Annotated in this window: 12 protein-coding genes; 2 read left to right on the top strand and 10 right to left on the bottom strand. The window is 52.7% G+C overall.

Annotated features, from left to right (window positions below):
* Nucleotides 1–10: 10 nt before the first annotated feature.
* Nucleotides 11–1,018, bottom strand: a complete 1,008-nt coding sequence (isdC, locus tag PJDR2_RS32395; protein WP_265525119.1) for a heme uptake protein IsdC — start codon at nucleotides 1,016–1,018, stop codon at nucleotides 11–13.
* 243 nt (nucleotides 1,019–1,261) lie between these two features.
* Nucleotides 1,262–1,540, bottom strand: a complete 279-nt coding sequence (gene isdG, locus PJDR2_RS08965; RefSeq protein WP_015843347.1) for a heme oxygenase — start codon at nucleotides 1,538–1,540, stop codon at nucleotides 1,262–1,264.
* Between the two features lie 412 nt (nucleotides 1,541–1,952).
* On the opposite strand from isdG, the gene PJDR2_RS08960 reads away from it, so the two are divergent.
* Together PJDR2_RS08960 and PJDR2_RS31840 are read left to right on the top strand one after the other, a co-directional pair.
* Nucleotides 1,953–2,327, top strand: a complete 375-nt coding sequence (locus PJDR2_RS08960; RefSeq protein WP_015843346.1) for a hypothetical protein — start codon at nucleotides 1,953–1,955, stop codon at nucleotides 2,325–2,327.
* Between the two features lie 105 nt (nucleotides 2,328–2,432).
* Nucleotides 2,433–5,882 carry an NEAT domain-containing protein gene (locus PJDR2_RS31840; RefSeq protein ID WP_015843345.1) on the top strand — a complete coding sequence of 1,150 codons (3,450 nt, stop codon included), beginning with the start codon at nucleotides 2,433–2,435 and terminating at the stop codon, nucleotides 5,880–5,882.
* 27 nt (nucleotides 5,883–5,909) lie between these two features.
* Here the strand turns inward: PJDR2_RS31840 and PJDR2_RS08950 are convergent, their stop codons facing one another.
* The 8 genes from PJDR2_RS08950 to PJDR2_RS08915 all read right to left on the bottom strand — a co-directional run bounded on the left by PJDR2_RS08950 (nucleotide 5,910) and on the right by PJDR2_RS08915 (nucleotide 15,207).
* Entirely contained in the window at nucleotides 5,910–6,404 is a 495-nt protein-coding gene (locus PJDR2_RS08950; protein ID WP_015843344.1) for a VanZ family protein, read from the bottom strand.
* Nucleotides 6,405–6,506: 102 nt separating this feature from the next.
* Nucleotides 6,507–7,589: a Gfo/Idh/MocA family protein gene (locus PJDR2_RS08945; protein ID WP_041613382.1), complete on the bottom strand. Its 1,083-nt coding sequence runs from the start codon at nucleotides 7,587–7,589 to the stop codon at nucleotides 6,507–6,509.
* A gap of 130 nt (nucleotides 7,590–7,719) precedes the next feature.
* Nucleotides 7,720–8,640: a LacI family DNA-binding transcriptional regulator gene (locus PJDR2_RS08940; RefSeq protein WP_322597432.1), complete on the bottom strand. Its 921-nt coding sequence runs from the start codon at nucleotides 8,638–8,640 to the stop codon at nucleotides 7,720–7,722.
* A 216-nt stretch (nucleotides 8,641–8,856) separates the two neighbouring features.
* A complete protein-coding gene (locus tag PJDR2_RS08935; protein WP_041613381.1) occupies nucleotides 8,857–9,528 on the bottom strand; it encodes an MgtC/SapB family protein in 672 nt (223 codons plus the stop codon).
* A 35-nt stretch (nucleotides 9,529–9,563) separates the two neighbouring features.
* Entirely contained in the window at nucleotides 9,564–11,801 is a 2,238-nt protein-coding gene (locus PJDR2_RS08930) for a glycoside hydrolase family 88/105 protein (protein ID WP_015843341.1), read from the bottom strand.
* Nucleotides 11,798–13,564 (bottom strand): hypothetical protein, encoded by a 1,767-nt coding sequence (locus tag PJDR2_RS08925; RefSeq protein ID WP_015843340.1) that lies wholly within the window; start codon nucleotides 13,562–13,564, stop codon nucleotides 11,798–11,800. The genes PJDR2_RS08930 and PJDR2_RS08925 overlap by 4 nt, the downstream gene beginning before the upstream one ends.
* Nucleotides 13,561–14,253, bottom strand: coding sequence for a hypothetical protein (locus PJDR2_RS08920; protein WP_015843339.1), 693 nt, complete (start codon nucleotides 14,251–14,253; stop codon nucleotides 13,561–13,563). The genes PJDR2_RS08925 and PJDR2_RS08920 overlap by 4 nt, the downstream gene beginning before the upstream one ends.
* 3 nt (nucleotides 14,254–14,256) lie before the next feature.
* Nucleotides 14,257–15,207: a sugar phosphate isomerase/epimerase family protein gene (locus PJDR2_RS08915; RefSeq protein ID WP_015843338.1), complete on the bottom strand. Its 951-nt coding sequence runs from the start codon at nucleotides 15,205–15,207 to the stop codon at nucleotides 14,257–14,259.
* Between the last annotated feature and the right edge of the window lie 10 nt (nucleotides 15,208–15,217).

Raw genomic sequence — 15,217 nt, 5'->3', positions numbered from 1 at the left:
TTTTCTTCTATTAACGCGCTTTTCTTCTCCAGATCACCATAACGCCCGCACCTACGATAACGATGCCCGTGATCAGCCACCATACCCAGTTCCCGGAACCGCCGGCATCCTTCTGAACTTCACCCGCCGAGAGAGCCGGCGTATCCTCCTGCGCCGCCGCCGCAAGCTCCGTTCCGCCTGCTTCCCCGCTGCTTGCTTCAGATACCGGATCCGCCGTTCCCGTATTCGCAATTGCGTCCTCTTCGGAAGCCGCGGGCTGTTCCTCAACCGACGTCTCGGCTGAAGCTGCCGGGGACGGAGATGGCGTAGACGTTGTGCTTTCTACGGCTGCCTGCTCTTGACCGGTTCCCTTAGCAGGATCTTCCGTTGGTTTATTCCCGCCTTGGGCAGCCGGCTTGGTTGTCCCCGTAACCACGGTATGATCTTCAGGTAAAGCCGATGCGGAAGGTTTGCTTGACTGCACCGGCTTCTCCGTAGCTGCAGGCGTTGGTGTTGGCGTCATAGTCGGCTTTTCCGTCGGTTTAGCAGATGGAGCTGCCGAAGGCGCCGAATCCGCTTTTTTCACAAGCTTAAAGCTGCTTTCATCAAACGCAAATCGGATCGTATAGTCATGATCGTAGTCGATATCGGCTACCGTTACATGGATCTTTGATGCAATCGGCTTAGTAATATCCGCTGTAAATTCCACAAGCCGCGTGTCCGCTTTTTTATTCGAGCTGATCACCTTCGTATCCACGTATCCGCCGCCGCCCGGCACCTTGAACTGCGTGACCCAGAAGCTGTGATTAATGGTTACCCGGACCGTCGCTTTACCATCCTTGATGACGATAGACGCGGGCTTCTCCCAATAGTCGTTCGCCATGGAGACCGAATCGTTGTCCGCCTGCAAAATAAGATAATCTCCCGTATAAGTCCCGTCCTCCAACCCAGCTGCATGCGCGTTTCCCGTCCATGCAAGCATCCATATGCAAAACGCGGCAATCAAGCCGCTAAGCGCTTTGTTCATTTTCCGTTTCAAACCTGTTCCCGTCCCTTCCGCTCATATTCTCCCATTCTATGTTGATAATGATAATTATTATCACAAACAATCCTACCAATATTTTCTTTTTCCTGTCAACCTTTATTTCCATAAGCTGTATGCCGGATCGATGCATAACAAAAGGGCTTCAGGAGTCTTATACCGACTCTCCAAAGCCCCGTGATCCTAACTATGCGTTTTGAGCTTCTGCCTCCGGCAGCGGATGACGGACGATCTTCACTTCTAGAAGTTGATTTTGTTCGAAATGATATATTCCGGAATTTCCCGGTGCGAGTGGGATTCGCGGAAAGCCTCGCTTCCGGTCCAAGCCTGGAAGTTCTCTTTGCTCTCCCATTTGGTGCTGACCGTTACCTCATCGTATTCCTTCGTATTCTCGGTGAGCATCACTTCAAGACCAAGAAACCCCTTCATGCCTTCTACCTTGCCGATCCGGTCGAAGCGTTCGATAAGCTTCATTCCGTTCCCTTTCGTAATCTGCGATACGTTCGTTACGATAACCATAACGTTTCCCTCCCCCTTATTGTTCACGTGGATTTTACTTCCGCATTGTGAACAGAGCGTGAATTCCAGATTACATTTTCAAAAAACGGAAAACTCGAAAACTTGTAATCTAAAATTCATACTCCGTTCATAATCGGGGTTTAGAATTCGGGGCGTAGTCAAATCTTGGCAATGGAAATAGTGAAACGCTATATTTTTTTTGATTTGTCATTGAGAATGATAATCATTGTCCGAGTATAGCAGTCGACAGTTTCATGTACCATGCCTGCATAAGAAAGGAGCTGAGACCTGCAAATCCAAGGCTTTGAAAGGCATGAAGGAGCAATAATCCTACCAGCTTATCAACTAGATCAACGGAACCTGTTTCATTCCAAGCAATTAAAAAACCATTATAAGAGGAGTGTTTGTACAAATGGCACAAATGTTCAAAAGATCGTTGGTAATGACGTTAATGGCAGTAGTTCTGTTAATGGGAATGGCGGCTTCCGCCTTCGCTTCTTCGGAAAACTATCAATTCAACTATAACGGCAGCTATCATGCCCATTCGAGTTCTTACATTGCAGGTCCAGCCGACGTAGACGGCGGCAACGTTACGATTACGCTGACAGGCAACTACTTCCCGCAAGTTGACGTTGGCGGCGTAGCTTACTACGGCTCCTACAGCTCCGCTACGAACCTGACAACCTTCACATTCCCTGGAAACGCATCGTCAAACATTGATCTTACCCTGTACGTAGTGGCAGGACCGCATAGCACATCGTATAACCTCGAGCTTGAGTGGCTGTAATAACAGCCTAAGGATCGGGCAATAAGCTTGAGCAAAGAAGGAAGCGTTGATTGGCCAGATCAACGCTTCCTATTTGTCAAATTTAAGTATAAGGGAGTAATTCAAGTGACATTATCCATTAGAAGGTCATTGGCAATTGTAATGGCGTTCGCTTTATTTCTGGGCATCCTACATATCCCCCCTGCCTCCGCAGCCTCTTCCGAGCTTCGCAACGGTGAATACGATGTTCCCTTCCGCTATTTGAAAGACGGCTCAACCAGCACTTCGGCTGCCGATGGTTTTATGGTGAAAGACACAGGCAAGCTAATCATTACAAACGGCAAAGCGGTATTTGAACATCAAGTAACAAAGGATAACTATTCTACCTTCGAGTATTTCGGATCGCGTAAATCCGGTGCTGCCAAAGCTTTTATTGCGACAACCAATGGTACGGAAACCGCCACTGGCCTTGATGGTTATACACAGGCTGTCTCCAGAGACGCCGCTTCTCCCAACACTGACAATGTCGTTATTCGATTGGAAATCGAAGACGTTTATTCCGACCAGGATATTGTGATGCATATTAACGACAAACAGAATATTTTTGGCGCTGATTACTATAATCACTGGTATAACGCACAGTTGCAGCTCCAATTAGACGGGATTGACCTTTCTCCTCAACCAGGCGATGGCAATGGCGGGGATGACGTTATTACCGTTGACTCTTTCGGTAAACTCGTGAACACCGCAAACAGTTTGCTTGGAAGTGCCGTTGCAGGTCAAGCGGACGGTCAATATCCGGCAAGCTCGATCGAAGAATTGCAAGCAAAAATTCTTTCAGCAACAACCCTTAAAGACCAAGATGCAGACTATCTCGAAGCAGCTTATAAACTGCTTGATACGGCAATCAAGAAGTTCAAGAATTCTGTCGTTGTGGTCAACAGAGCTTCTCTCTCCAGATGGATTCTAGAAGCCAAAACTTGGCTGGCAACCGATCCTAAAGATTCCGGCTTTGCCGAAAGCGGTATCGCATCTTCTTTAGCATTCGGAGCCGCATACTCCCAAGGAGAATTCCCATCCGAATTCCCAACCTATGAAGCTGTTTCCTACGGCGTGCCTCTTGGCCTTACCGCCAAGGTGCGAAGAGAACTGGCAGCTGCCGAGACGCTGTTCCAGGATCCTGCTGCCACACAAGCTCAAGTCAATGCGATGGTATATGAACAGCTCGCGAAATATAACTGGGAAGATATAGCTGCCCAACAGTATACAAAGAAATCGGAAGTTGAGATTTACGTGCTGGACAATGTTGCGGTAGGAACCAACGTAGAGTCGCAATACGCTTCGGAAATCGGAGATACGGCCGTACTCTTGCAACAGGCAGGTACATACGGAACACTCGCCAATATCACGTTCATTGACAATCCGAATGATTCCATCGTTTTTACCGACAAAGTGATCGCACAGCCCTCCCTTAGCGCCAATACCGGGCTGTATTCCAAAGCCTATTCCGCTACGCCAGCCAAACCGGTAATTTTGAGCAGCAACGATACCGAGAAGGTCTATCAGGCTTACGTAAGAAGCAGCAATGCCAGTTTCCCTCAGACCGACATGCTATGGCAAGGTCTCGCGAAGTTCAAATACCCGGTGACGTTCGCCAACAATACCATTGTTGACATCCCCGGCGTCACGAGAGAAATCTTCATCAGCTTTAATGCCGCCCAGCACAAAGCGCTTTTAGCACTTATCAATGAGGCTCAAGAGCTGCACGACGGTGCTGATGCGGGCAATGATATTGGGCAATATCCGGAAGGCTTTAAAGAAACTTTGCAAGCAGCTATTATCTCCGCTACATCGACAGGGGGATATTTGGCTGCTCCAAGACCTAAGATTTTGTCAGCTGCAAAGGATCTTCAAACCGCAATCGATACATTCAAAGCCGGAGTAACGAGAAATGTAAATTTCTCGGCGGCCCATGCAACGGATGAAGCCTTCTCCAGCGTCGACAGCTACTTCAACAAGCCGGCAAAAGTGGCTTATGTCGATAGCGATACGGTCAAAGTAACCCTCACGATCAATAACAGCAGTTCCGTTCCGGAATTCAAGATTAAATCGGGGGACAGTTACGTAGACGCTTCGGTGATCAGCACAAGTCCGGTAGCCAATACGAGACTGGTATCATTCGAGACGGACAGCCTTGCGTCGCTCGTGGATGCCCAAGTCAAAATCGGAGACGCGACGAAGCAATCGATTCGACTGAATTTCAATAATGTAGATAATACGGCATTGCTGGCCCTTATCGGGGAAGCGCAGACCGCTTATGATAAGGCCGTCGTTGGAACCGGCTCCGGACAATATCCGGCGGCTGCGAAGACGGCTCTGCTGAATGCCTTGACAGCGGCGAACAAAGAGGCCGTTCGTATTCCCGCAGCAAGCGAAGATACGGCTGCCGCTGTTGTGGCCTTGCGGCAAGCTATGGATAAGTTCAAAGAATCGTCTATTACAAGCCCGACGGATCCCGGTACTCCGCCTGCCGGACAGGATCCTAAATATCCGGAGAACGGCAGTTATTATATGAACTTCCGGATTCTGAAGGACGGAACCGATGAGACCTCAATCATGAACACCTACGTCAATACGAGAGCATTAGTGAATGTAAGCTCAGGATCCAAATCCGTTTCCTTTACGCTCAAACAAAGCAAGCAGATCACCGCCGTGAAGCTAAGCGGAAGCAGCGGCTCCGTCTCTAACGAAAGTACAGCCAATAATACGCGCGTCGTGACTTTCCAGCTCTCGAGCTTGTCTTCGAAGGTTAACGGCTGGGTAGACGTCAATTGGCCTGAAATTAACTATGTTCACAATTATGACGTGCAATTCCAGTTTGACGAAAGCTCCGCGGTATTTGCGGGCGCCAATCCCTCCGTCCCCGGCGGCAGCGGAAACGTAGGCGCGCCTCCGGGAATGGGCATGGAAGATACCCCTGATTCGGAAGAGAAACCCGAAGAAGGTACGGAAACCGAGCAGCCGGCGCCGGATGTCAAATTCTCGGATATCAATACCCATTGGGCAAAAGCGAATATCGAAGCGGCTGTTAAGCTTGGTATCGTTAACGGCTTTACCGATGGCAGCTTCCGTCCGGACAACAAGGTCTCGCGAGGGGAGTTTGCGGTTATGATCAGCCGTGCTCTCCAGCTTGAAGGCGAAGATACGGAGACGGTCTTCCAAGACGGAAGCACCATTCCTAATTGGGCAAAATCCCATATCGCCCGCGCGGTAGCCGCCGGTCTTATGCAAGGCTTCGCGGATGATACGTTCCGGATTTCCGAACAGCTCTCCCGAGCGCAACTGGCGGTCATTATCGCAAGAGCCGCCAATCTGAAGCTGGATGACAACGGCTCCGCAAGCTTCAGCGATTCGAAGGATATTCCTGCCTGGGCGAGCAAAGAAGTCGCCGCGGCTGTAGATGCCGGACTGATTCAGGGCAAGGACAACCGCTTTGCTCCCAATGAGACGGCAACACGCGCCGAAGCGGTCACCATGATCATCCGGTTGCTCGATTTTTTTGAAAAGAAAGCTTAAATAACAAGCAAAAAGCCCTCGCGCAAGTTAAACTTGCGCAAGGGCTTTTTCTCTGCGTACGACAAACAGGATCCACCATCCCAGGAGTCCGCCAAAGCCATTAAGAATAAGATCATCGACGTCAAAGCTGCCCATCGAGAAAACAAGCTGCGAGCATTCCAGAGCTAGGCTTAAACCAAACGAAAGCGCGGCTGCTCCAAGAAAGGATATGGAGTCATGCTTCGTCCATAAGCCAACAAGAATTCCGCAAGGCAGGAATATCGCGATATTGCCAAACAGATTTACCTGTTCATGACGCTCCGACAGTCCGTGAAGATTTTGCGAGATCGATTTGAACGGGGTAAAATTAGCCCGCTCCAGACCGTACCGCATATATTCCGGATATTCTAACGTCCAGTGAAGCTTTTGCCATAGAAACGCTATATTAACCGAGCTGAACTTAAACAAGATCACCTTAAGCAAAATATAAAGATAGAATAAAAAAAGAACCGATAGGATGCTGCCTTTTGTGTATTTCATCATAAATGTCCCTGCCCTTCTGTTAAGCCAATTGCCGTTTGCGTTGACTTAATCAGAATAAGACCCATAGTTTAAAAATTAAGCAGGGCAAATCTAAAGTTTTTCTTAATTATTCTCCGACCAGCATTGGGTTTCCGTCATGACCGTTTCGCCCGTTTGCAGGGATTGCTTCATCATTAGCGCCAGATAATGATCCTGGCAGGCTTCCGCCAGGCTATAGAAATCTTCACCGCCGGCAGCATATACCCCCATCTTCTCCAGGCATGCTGCCACCGCAATTTCGTCGTCGGTCAATCGCGCCGGTGCGGTGTTGTTCTTATAGACAGCCTGTTCGCCTAAGTGAAGGCTCTTCAGATAATAGCCTTCCAAATTGCCGTCCAGTCCCGCCTGCTGGCGGGTCATCCGCAGATGGACCGGCGTCAAATGATCAAGCAAGTAGCGGACGTCAAAGTTGTTGATTTCGCCTCGTTCCCCTCTCACAAGCACGCGCGGCGAGCGGATCCAGGAGAAATACTGGTCTCCGGTAAAATCGTAAACGCCGTATTTTCCGCCAAAATCAAACGAAGCCATAACCTGCTCCGATTGCTGTAGTCGACTCTCCGCAGGCGGACCGGAACGGCCCGGACCTTCCATTATCGGCGAAGCGAATGCCGCGGCGCGTATGCTTGCGTTCTCAAAACCAATGCCGAGATAGCGTCGCATCAGACTGATGCCATGATAATCATGAGCGGCCGATACTTGCGCCTGCGTCACCTGGCCAAGCTTGCCGGAGCGGACGATAGCCAGCCTCCCGGCGTGATTAGGCTGAAACGCATATTGCTCGGCAACCTGAATCCGTCCCTTGCCGCCGACCTGCCGGTATAATGCGATAAGATCCTCCAGCTTCTCGGCGGGAGGCGTCTCGCATAACACCGCAACATCGCGGCTGGTCAACTCCAGCATTACGCCTGGAGCAACCTTACGCGGTACGCTGACGACAACAAACGCAAGAGAAACGGCATCCAGCATCGCTTGAATCGTGCGGAACGTCGGCACTCCCCATGCTTGCTCGAATGCTTTGCCTTTCTCCTCATCGCGCACAACTACGCCTGCAACATCAAATCGTTCGGGCAGCGCTTTTGCAATACGCAGAAAAAACTCGCTGCGCCAGCCTCCCCCTACAATGCCAAACCGTACAATGCTCATCATATCCTCCCGTTGCCCCGCAAATTTTACGAATACGCCTTTCTTAACCCAGTATACCAGCTTCAGACAAGCAGCAAAAAGCCCGCGGTCCGAAAGGCTTCCGGACTACGGGCGATTGAGACAAGCTGAACAATCAGCCTGAGTTCTTCTCGCGAAGATGATTATGGACGGAAGCATTATCCGGCACCGCTGCGGACTGCCGGATAGTCAGCGAAGGGGAAAGCACGATCCGTTCACTCTCTTCTCCCGGCTGACTGATCCGGCGGACAAGAAGCTGCACCGCTCTCTGCCCCATCTGTTCAATCGGCTGGGCAACCGTTGTCAGCGGCGGATCCGTGACGGAGGCAAGTACCGTATCGTCAAACCCGATAATCGAGCAATCCTGCGGAATCCGCAGTCCCAACTCCTTGGCCGCGCGGAGTGCGCCAATGGCCAGCAGATCGTTGCAGCAAAAAATCGCCGTCGGGCGGTCTTTCATCTGAAGCAGCTCCCATGCCCTGTCTTTGCCATCCTTGTGGCCGCAGCTGACGACAAACAACGGATCCAGCATCAGTCCCGCCGCTTCGGCGGTCTGCGTGAACCCCCGTACCCGCTCCCTGCTGCTGCTGATCGAGCCTTGCTCGGCCAGAACGGCAAGACGGGTATGGCCAAGCGAGATCAGATGACCGGCCGCGGCAGCCCCTCCCGCATAATCGTCCACAACAACCGTCGGAACCTCTACGGTAGGAAACTCCCTAGCCAGCAGGGCAACCGGAACTCTCCCCTGCAGCAGCGGGTTTAATACGGACAGCTCCTTCAAGCCTGTGCTGATAATAACGCCATCGACGTTTTTTTGCTGCAGCAGAGCGGCATAATGCTCAACCTTCTCGTCCTTGTTATCCGTGCTGCATATAAAGACGCTGTAGCCATGCCGCTGTCCTTCATCCTCAACCGCTCTTGCGATTTCAGCGAAAAAAGGGTTAGAGATGTCCGGCACAAGCAAACCTAATGCATACGTTTTTTTACCGGTAAGCGCGGATGCGATCATGCTTGGCTTATAACCCATGCGCAGCATGATTTGCCTGATCTCTTCCCGGCGCTCCTCGCTGATTTTGCCCTTTCCGTTAATGACAAGGGATACGGTAGCAATGGATACGCCGGCTTTTTAGCTACATCGTATATGTCGCTTTCATCTTTGACGATTCTCCAATCGCGCGAAACATGTTTAAGTCCATTATGCGCGTAAAGGAGAGCGCTTTCAACGTTTATCTGGAATATTTGGAAATTGCTTTTACGAGCTTAAATTTTCGACTTCAACCGACAGCACGTTTTTAAACCGGCGCATTTCCTCGTAGATCGAAGTCGTCGGATACAGCTCTCCGGATGACAGGACAAGCCGGATTTGCATCCGGCCATCCCCGATATCCTTAATCGTTGTATGCTTGATCTGATGATCCGACCGGATGCTTGCCAGCGTACCGTCCAGCTCGGCCGAGCGGTCGAAGGTCAAGCATACCGATACGTCGCGCTCCCGCAGCTTGGATGGGCCAAGCGACCGAACGGCAAGAGGTACGAGGTTAACGGCCAGAATGATAATGCCGGCAGCCGTGAAGGCCTCCTTGTAAAAGCCCGCGCCCGCCGCAATGCCGAGCGCCGAGGCGGACCACACCATCGCGGCCGTTGTCAGGCCGGAGATAACGTCGTTGTTCCGCCGCAGAATGACCCCGGCGCCAATAAAGCCAACTCCGCTTACGATTTGGGCGGCGAGACGCATCGGATCCATATTGGTCATGCCCGGGCGGGCAAGCGAGGAAGCCGCTTCGATGGATACCATCGTAATGAGGCAGCTGGCAACCGAAATGACCATGCTTGTCTTAATGCCAAGCGGCTTATGACGAAGCTGACGGTCTACCCCGATGAGCAGACCAAGGGCTAATGCCGCCCCAAGCTTAATTGCAAACAGCGGTAATCCCCTCCTTCCGAAGCCGCATGAACCCGTTAGTTGTTCCCTGCGCGGTTAAGCTTGCTTACTTCAACTCCGGCAAGCATCATAATGCCAATGCCATGATTGTCATTGACGACGGTACGCAGGTCGTACATATAGTAATCCGGCGAGAAGGAGTATCGCGAGCCGCTGCATACGCCGTGTACGCTGCCCGAACGGTCGATGGCCTTCTCGGTCAGACCTTTCCAGGCTTTTCTTGCTGCGGCTGCGTAATCATGGGCATCGTTATTGTTCAGCCAGCCGAAACGAATACCTCGGGAGAAGGCATAAGCGAACATCGCGGTACAAGAGGCTTCCTCATAGGCTTCCGCCTGGTTCAGAACTTGTCTCCAGAGGCCCGAGCCGCTCTGCAAGCCGGCAACTCCGGCACACATCGCCTTGAAGAAATCGAGCAATGCCTCGCGGTCCGAATGATCCTCCGGCAGACGTTCAAGCAGCTCGGAAAGCGAGAACAGCACCCATCCGTTCCCCCGTCCCCAAGGCACTCTGGTTGCCTGGCCGTATTTGAAATCATAGACATGCGACATAATCCGTTCTTCTTCTATAAAGAGGTAACGGCGGAACAGCAAAAATTGCCGGGCTGCCTCGTTCAGTACTTCCCGGTCCCCGGTAATGACGGCATAACGGGTCAGAAACGGCGCGCTCATGTACAGATCGTCCGCCCACATGGTTTTATCGAAATATTCCCCTTCGCTGAGCCGGAAGAAAGCTCCGTCTTCCCTCCGCTCCAGCCGTTTCAGCATAAAGTCGACGATGGAATCCGCAATGCGGCGGAATACATCGTCTCCTTCCTGAAGATAAGCTTCCAGCATCGCCGAGCCGAACGAGCCGCAATTATCCAGCATCTTCATCAGCACCAGCTGATGATTGACGCTCGGGAATCCGTATTCCCGCCGGTCCCACAAGGAATAATCGTACATGTCCGTACAGGTGCGGATATGCGACAAAGCGTAACGCGACCATTCCTCCCGGTTCAATTCCCGGGCCGTGCGCAGCAAACCGTACATCGTAACGCCAAGCGGATAGTCCCACCGCCCGTAATTGGTAGCCGTGCCAACCGTCCACTTGTTGCTCAGCATCGCGTTTTCATAATAAGGACGAAGCCGGGTCTTAGGCATATCCAGCTCCCAGTACGTGCTGCCCGCGGCTTGACCGTCTAAACGAACGGCAGGCAGCAGGGCAGACAGCCGGCCAACTTCCGAAGCATCCAGCTCCGCATTTGCCGCAATAGGCCCGGCATAAATCCACTCTCCGTCATAGCCATGAATGTGCACGGGCTGCTGAAGGGCCAGTGACTTGCCATCAGACGAAGCATTCAGTTCAAAGCCCCAGCCATGCTTGCTGCTTTCCGTACGGATCAACAGATGACCGCTGCCGGCTTCCGGCTTCAGACTTTCGCGGAATGCTCCCGCTTCGGCCAGGCTCAGCACCAGCTTGCCGTCCAGCCATACCGATGCCGGCCCAAATACCTTTCCTTCAAGCTCAAGCGATTCTGTACCCGACAGGAAAGGAAGCTTGGTCCAGCCGTAACCGGCCACTGTTGTCTCCGGAGTACCGAAGAGGCGCTCTAGGTTAGGCTGAGACATTTCATCCTCCTGCCATTTCGTTCGGGGAAGCCAGCGGATGCCGGTCTCCTCTTCCGGTAAACGTTCGTTAGGGAAGCCTAGTTCCCCGTACAAAGACTTCTTCACCGGCTCGGAGAATACCCATCCCGCATTTCCGTCCCGTCCGGCGAATGGAGCAAGCACGTTCAGAATCCGCACCTTCGCTTCATCCGCCCCAAACCGGCAGCCAAAGCCCGCAGGGGTCCGTCTTGCCTCGATCAGAATCCGGTTCCAGCCTTGCGCCAGCAGCATCGGAACAACGACGCGGGCATCCGGCTTCATCTCTTCCACGGCGGAAGTACGGAACAGCAGCTGGTCGTTCATGTATAGTCGAATGGGGCCAATCGGCTCGAGATTGCAATCAATGGAGCGTTCATTGTCGCTCCATACAAGCCCGTACACGTAAGCGTAATCGCCGGTTACCGCCTGCGGCCATCTGGAGCCAAGCTCCATGTCGTACAGACCTTCTTCATTTTGCAAAATACCTTGTTTCGAAAAGGGGCGATACGCAAACGGAATGGACGGATTCGCTCCGACATAGCGGCTCGCCAGCAGCTCCAAAATGCGGTGTTCATCATCGCCAAACGCAGATCTTGCACTATCCCTAGGCTCTATATATACGGTCATTGCCCGTTCCTCCCCCTGCCATTTGAAGGCGACAGCCGAATATCAAAGGTCCGGTCATACGGCGTCAGCACATTGACCACAAGCGTCTGGCAGTCAGCGGGATAGGCTGCTCCGCGAATCGACTTCATCCGATGCTCATGGGCGCCTCCGTCCAGCTCAATCCAATCTTCGCCAGCCTTGAACGATACGTTGCCTTCTTTCCAAAATTCGGTTCCGGTCTCGGCAGGCGCCCGATCTCCTCCGCTAAACTCTCCGTCTTTCCCGAAGATAAAGGAAATCTGGGTCAACAGCACATCCGGCTTGTCGCAGCTTACGCGAAGTCGCCAGCCATCGACGGTTTCAGTCAGCTCCACCTGCACCTGATGCTGCTGCAGGTGAGTGACCTCGCGCAGCTGATGCGGCAAAAGATACCAAGGGCTTACTTGCTCGGCGGCCGATCCAGGCAATCTGTCGGCGGCAATCGGTCCATAATAGCCCTTTGCCTCCGAACCTGTTAGCTTATAGCCGTTCTCGAGCTGCTCCAGCTCGTTCATCTTGATAAAGCCCGGCTCAAACGAGCTGCTTACTTGCACCCCAAGCAGTTGAGCTTTTCCGTGGCGCAGCGCAAAGAAGGAATTGGTCTCCGCCATTACCGTCACGCTGGTTTGCCCATCCCGCTGCCGGGCGACCGGTGCGCCAAATTCCGGATGAAGCCGGCTGTGATAGATTTTGCCGCCATGTCCGGCCGTCTCCATCCGGCCTAAATAATGCTTCCTGTCGAATTGCCCGTTAATGACAACCTTGTAGGACTCCGGCAGATGGCCTGCCTCAACCGAAGAATCGCGCAGCTCCGGATGCAGCAGGAGGCCCAGCAAAGCGTTATTAGGAATCGCGCCCGGATGGGTAGACGACTCCGCGCCCAGCTTGGCAAGCGCGGCGAACAACGGATCCTTGTCGTATTCGGCCATCAGACAGGATACGAACAAATAACCGGACATATCGTATTTATGGCCGAAGTCCTGCCGGCCGGAATAATCCGTTACGACTTCCCCGTCCGGATGAATCAGGTAGGCCATCATCCGCAAATTACGGCGAACCGGCTCCAGAAGCTCGGGATGGCCAAGCAGCTCGGCGGTATGGTACAGCATTACGTCGCTGACGCCGTTGTATATCCCGTTGCTTCGTTCCGTCCATTCGCCGTCCTCCGTACAATCGATCCCTTCCGCGAGCCAGGCTTCGGCGCGGGCAATCAAAGCCTCATTGCCGGTAATCGTGTACAGGAAGCCAAGAGCAGCCGTCAGCACCCAGCGGTGATTCGGGGTATGGCAGCCTCCGGTAAGCATTGCCGGAACCGATTGTTCCAAGAACCGCCTAATATTCCGGCATACGGATTCCAAAGCCGCCCAATCATGCATGTCGAGCAGCTCGTAAAGCTGGGCAAGCCCAACAACGGCAAACGCCGTGTCCGGCGGCGAATGCATATTCGTCCAGCCCGGGGAGATCGTGCCGTCGGCATGCTGCTGGCGGACAATAAAAGCCGCCGCCCGATCCAGGCTGGCCAGCAGCAACTCGTCATGATAGTATCGGGAATCCGAATTAACGAGCGCACAGCCCCAAACAGCCATTACGGCTAACGTGCCGGTATGGGTAGCAAACGGAATTCCGCTGTCCGGATCCGCTACCCCGCCATCAAAACGGCTTTGATTGTCGTTTATTTGATTATCCAAGCCTCGCGAAACCCAATCATCGTTAACGGCCACAAGCTTCTCGTACATCGTAATCATCCTTCCAAGGGCTCCTTCAAGCCGGCAAGTGTATGTCTGATCGTTGCCAATTCCGCTTCGATCCTATCCGGTATTTCCTCGTACAGCGATTTCCATGGAACAAACAGATTTTCCTGCTCCGCTAGCTCGTAAGGGACAAATTCGAAGGAAGGCGTAAAGCGGTGATAGATCTGCTGATAGGCGCGGACCAGCTCGCTCGTCTTGTCATCGTATTGTCCCTTTGCCTTAAACCATTCCGGCAAGGTCAAGCCATCCCAGCCGGCCTCTTGCTCCGTTACCGTTCTTGCGTTGGGCAGCAGTTCGAACAAGACGGGCAGCGGGGAGAAAGCATGCTTCCCCGGCTGGGAATAGACGCTTACCGTCTTTCCCGCGAGGTTCGAGCGGTCCGGCAGCAAGGCCTTTAAGTACTTGCCGTGAAAGCTGGCTTCGGCATCCGCTACTCCACCGTTCCAATCGACGTAAATCCACACATGCTCGAGCTCATACAAATGCTGAATGTCATAATCCCAATAAATAGCAAATTCAATCACGTAATCAATGCCGTCAGCGAGATGCTCGAACCTGCGCGGAAAGGAAGGGGAATTCTCTCCCCGATGAAGAACAGAAACCCCAACCCGTACCGGGTAAAAGGGTTCCTGTTTATCGAAATATAACCGCGGCGCGTATGCTGCCAATTGGCGGATATCCATGATCTAGCCTCCGAATGCCGCAAGCTTCCCGAGCAGCCGGTCATGGCTAAGCTCGATTTCTTCCGGCGTGCAAGCCGCCTTCAGCTCGTATACCTTGACGGGAGCGGCGGCGATAATCGGGAGGAAGCGGTCAAAATAATTCATGTCGCCGCTATGCACGTAAGGGCACCAATGATCCGACAAGCCCACCGTCTCGTGAATATGAATGCCTACGACATGATCCTTAATCGCTTCCATGTCGCGGGCGTTATCGTACAGCCCCATCCGTTCCATCATCATGCCATGGCCAAAATCGTACCATAACCCGACCCGGGCGCCCTTCAACCGGTCGAAGACCGTCTTTGCTTCTCTTAACGTCGGCATTTGATAGCAGCGCGAGCGCGTTTCGATGCCGATGGATACGTTTAAGCCTTTGGCCTCGATCCGGTCGCATGCTTCCTCGAGACTGTCGCCAATCCGGCTTAAATAATGGCCCGCTGCCGATTCCCGTCGTTCGATCATTTCGCTCCACAGCTTGCCGTAAGCCGGAGATTCGGGACCTTCCTCGTTGTAGATCTTTTTGAGCTCCTGATCGATGTTATAGTCGAACGGAACCTCTCCCGGATGGACCACAACCGCCTTCGCGCCATAACGGTTCGCATATTCGGCAGAGCGGAGCAGCAGCTCAATCGAACGCTGACGCTTCTCTTCGTCGCCAAAGCCAAGCAGGACCGAATCGGTTCCGTAATCGGGATCCGCCACATGCGGGAACGTATTATGCACGCTCGACACCCCGATTTCTCCCCGTTCAATCATCGGTTCTATCGTCGACAGCAGTTCATTTGTCACGTTATAGTTCAGCTCGACATAACGGAAGCCAAGCTCCCGGATCTCTTCGATCATGCCGCTGCCCGTTTGATGCCTTTTAATATTCCAGCAGGTTGAGAACGAATATTGTCCTTTGTCCTTCCCCATGTCTTTAATC

This window comes from Paenibacillus sp. JDR-2 (genome assembly GCF_000023585.1).
In the GTDB taxonomy this organism is placed as follows: Bacteria; Bacillota; Bacilli; order Paenibacillales; family Paenibacillaceae; genus Pristimantibacillus.
This window is presented reverse-complemented; position numbering and strand designations above follow the sequence as displayed.

Coding starts and splice junctions, on each gene's coding strand:
- isdG (WP_015843347.1), bottom strand. CDS start 1,540: ATGGTTATCGTAACGAACGTATCGCAGATTACGAAAGGGAACGGAATG.
- PJDR2_RS08960 (WP_015843346.1), top strand. CDS start 1,953: ATGGCACAAATGTTCAAAAGATCGTTGGTAATGACGTTAATGGCAGTA.
- PJDR2_RS08950 (WP_015843344.1), bottom strand. CDS start 6,404: ATGATGAAATACACAAAAGGCAGCATCCTATCGGTTCTTTTTTTATTC.
- PJDR2_RS08945 (WP_041613382.1), bottom strand. CDS start 7,589: ATGATGAGCATTGTACGGTTTGGCATTGTAGGGGGAGGCTGGCGCAGC.
- PJDR2_RS08940 (WP_322597432.1), bottom strand. CDS start 8,640: ATGCTGCGCATGGGTTATAAGCCAAGCATGATCGCATCCGCGCTTACC.
- PJDR2_RS08930 (WP_015843341.1), bottom strand. CDS start 11,801: ATGACCGTATATATAGAGCCTAGGGATAGTGCAAGATCTGCGTTTGGC.
- PJDR2_RS08925 (WP_015843340.1), bottom strand. CDS start 13,564: ATGATTACGATGTACGAGAAGCTTGTGGCCGTTAACGATGATTGGGTT.
- PJDR2_RS08920 (WP_015843339.1), bottom strand. CDS start 14,253: ATGGATATCCGCCAATTGGCAGCATACGCGCCGCGGTTATATTTCGAT.
- PJDR2_RS08915 (WP_015843338.1), bottom strand. CDS start 15,207: ATGGGGAAGGACAAAGGACAATATTCGTTCTCAACCTGCTGGAATATT.